The organism is Heyndrickxia sporothermodurans (assembly GCF_003055045.1).
Classification (GTDB): Bacteria; Bacillota; Bacilli; order Bacillales; family Bacillaceae_C; genus Heyndrickxia; species Heyndrickxia sporothermodurans.
This window is the reverse complement of sequence record NZ_NAZB01000077.1, coordinates 1-2,483: the sequence shown is the minus strand read 5'-3', so window position 1 is coordinate 2,483 and position 2,483 is coordinate 1. Positions and strand designations below refer to the sequence as shown.

Below are 2,483 nucleotides of genomic sequence, written 5' to 3'. Positions count from 1 at the left end.
AAGCTATCAATCTTTTTTACTAAAAAGTGAAAATGCCACAAAGGAAGCAATTAAAAGTATGAAAGAATTGGACGAACGAGCATCCGGGCAATTTCAGCCGATGAAGTAGAAAGCTGGTGAGAGAATGAAAGTACTTGATGTTCATGGGTTTCGTGCTGATATGGATCAAATTCAAGAACGACTGGAAGCATTGAATGAACAAATTGAACAATTACAGCATGCCATTGACGGAATCATTACGCTGGAAGATTCGTTAAAAGGGAACAGCGGCGAGGCCATCCGCTCCTACTATCAGGAAATTCATCAAACATTTCTACTCTTTTTTCAATCCTTTCTCGCAAATTATGATACGATGATAGAAAATATGAAACATTCCTTGCATGGACTGGAACCGCATGAAAATGGGTTTATAAATGAAGTATTTTTAGATTACAATTTAGAATATGGCCTAAAAAAGGTTGAAAGTGTAACACGTTCACTAACGGACGAAGGCAATCGCATCATGCAGAAAGTCAGTGATATTGTCCACTTGCCGAAATTACAAGATGACGGAACAATGCATCAAATCAAGCGAGCAAAAGAAAAGGTGAAGACGACCCTTCATCAGCTGCATTCTTTTGACAAACAAGCAACACGATCACTGGATTCTGTTCGTAAAGACATTATAACGATGTCCCGATTTATCGAACAAATGGATTCGAATCTTAAGGGAAACAAGCAAATCATCACCAACTTTACACCTAAGAAATTAATGGATGACGAAGCGTATCGGAGTTTACTAGGAGAATTCGTCCAAAAAGGAAACTTGACTCCCATCCAAACGATTAAAAGGGAACCTTACGGAAATTACAAAAGCATCAAATACCAAGTATATCCAGATGGACTTATCGTTATGGAATATCAGAAAATCGGGAAAGACTCAACTGTTTATTATGAGGTAGTCACCGATATTCCCAAGGAAGTGGAAGACGGCGCAACGGTAGGAATTATCGAGCCAACCATTGATAAAATCCTGAAAGGAATATATGTAGGGTCAGGCAAAGCAGTAGGAGATACCATTGAGGGCTGGAAAGGCCTTTATAAATTGGCTGAAAAGTACTTAGGCCCAACCCCGAGCCCTGACTTACTATTGAAAGCTGGATTAATTGGATCCGAACTTTACCTTGATGCAAAAGCTGTTTTCGGTAGAGCTGTTGATACAGGCAAATACATGGTGAAGGCTATAAAAGATGGATTTGTTCGGGATGTCATCGAAGGAGATGCAGAAAGTAGAAGTAAATATTTTACTTATCTTTTTACGACTTTAGGAATCGGTGTTTTAAGTGATAAAGGGATCAGCAAAATTGGTAAAATAGGTACAAAAGTTGGCGGATTTGGCGGGATAACAACAAAAGTTGAGGGACTGAGCCCATCTTTGGCAACTGTAAATGCTGGACCTATTCCTTATAATGTGTTGAATCGATTGGAGGATCAGATTCAGCTGGCGGCGAGGAAAGCGTTCGGGAATGGTACTAAGGGTACCGGTAAAGTTGCGGGGCTTAAATCCAGAAAATTATCTTCTGAACAAATTGAATTAGATTGGCTAGCTGATAAGTATACTGCTGTAGAAGTAAAAGGAACAGTTAAAGTTGGTGGAAAGGAAGTAGATGTATCCAGAAGAGTGTACCAAATTAAGATTGATAAAAATTATGTACCTAATAATCCGAAGGCACTAGGAAAGTCAAATGGAGAATTAATGAAAAAAGGGAAATCTCCATATATTGTAAAGGATGGGGTGGAAAGTAAAGTTGAATTACACCATTTAATTCAAAAAGAACCTGGTGGAATGGTTGAAATTGCGGAGTTAACTCATGATAAATACGATTTGGCGCTACATGGTTTGGTTGAAAATGGAAAAAGTTTTAGAAATAATCCAGAACTTGAAAAAATGTATAATAACTTTAGAAGTAACTATTGGAAAATGCGAGCTAGTGAATAATAGGAGTGAGTTTAATTTATGGATGAAAGAATTATTAAGATGATCGAAAATTATGGTGAAGAAGATGATTTTTTTGGAGAAGTATCAGATGAATATATTAATAAGGCTGAAGAAAAACTTAGAGTTAAATTTCCTCAAAGTTATCGTAACTTTATAAAAAAATATGGTTCGGGAGGAATATGTGGAGTTGAGCTTGAAGGTGTTCAGGGGAATTTAGGAGCATCTGTAGTTGATGCAACAGAGAGATGGAGAAAATTAGGATTGGGTATGAATTTAATTGTTTTAGAGGATTCGGGAGAATTTGCTAGATGTATGTATTGTGCAGATATGAATGATGACAGAGTATTTAGTTGGGAAAGGGGGGGGACAGATTTACACCCAAGATATAATACATTTGATGACTATGTAATAGACATATTTCAAGAAGGAATTGATAACTGGTAAAAAACAATGAGGTTAATCTAGGGGATACTTATGAATCAATTACTCTATAGCCCCTAAATGA

At 37.1% G+C, this 2,483-nt stretch carries 3 protein-coding genes; all 3 read left to right on the top strand.

Features of this window, described 5'->3' with window-relative positions:
• Positions 1-109, top strand: a 109-nt coding sequence (locus B5V89_RS20785; protein WP_425319845.1) for a DUF5344 family protein, incomplete at its 5' end; no start/stop codon positions are given.
• Between the two features lie 15 nt (positions 110-124).
• On the top strand, positions 125-1,978 hold the full coding sequence (locus B5V89_RS18855; RefSeq protein WP_108073504.1) for a T7SS effector LXG polymorphic toxin: 1,854 nt from the start codon (positions 125-127) through the stop codon (positions 1,976-1,978).
• Positions 1,979-1,996: 18 nt separating this feature from the next.
• A complete protein-coding gene (locus B5V89_RS18850) occupies positions 1,997-2,422 on the top strand; it encodes an SMI1/KNR4 family protein (protein ID WP_107921433.1) in 426 nt (141 codons plus the stop codon).
• The last annotated feature ends 61 nt before the right edge of the window (positions 2,423-2,483 follow it).

Excerpts from the sequence above, each read along its gene's own strand:
- B5V89_RS18850 (WP_107921433.1), top strand. The coding sequence starts at position 1,997 with ATGGATGAAAGAATTATTAAGATGATCGAAAATTATGGTGAAGAAGAT.
- B5V89_RS18855 (WP_108073504.1), top strand. The coding sequence starts at position 125 with ATGAAAGTACTTGATGTTCATGGGTTTCGTGCTGATATGGATCAAATT.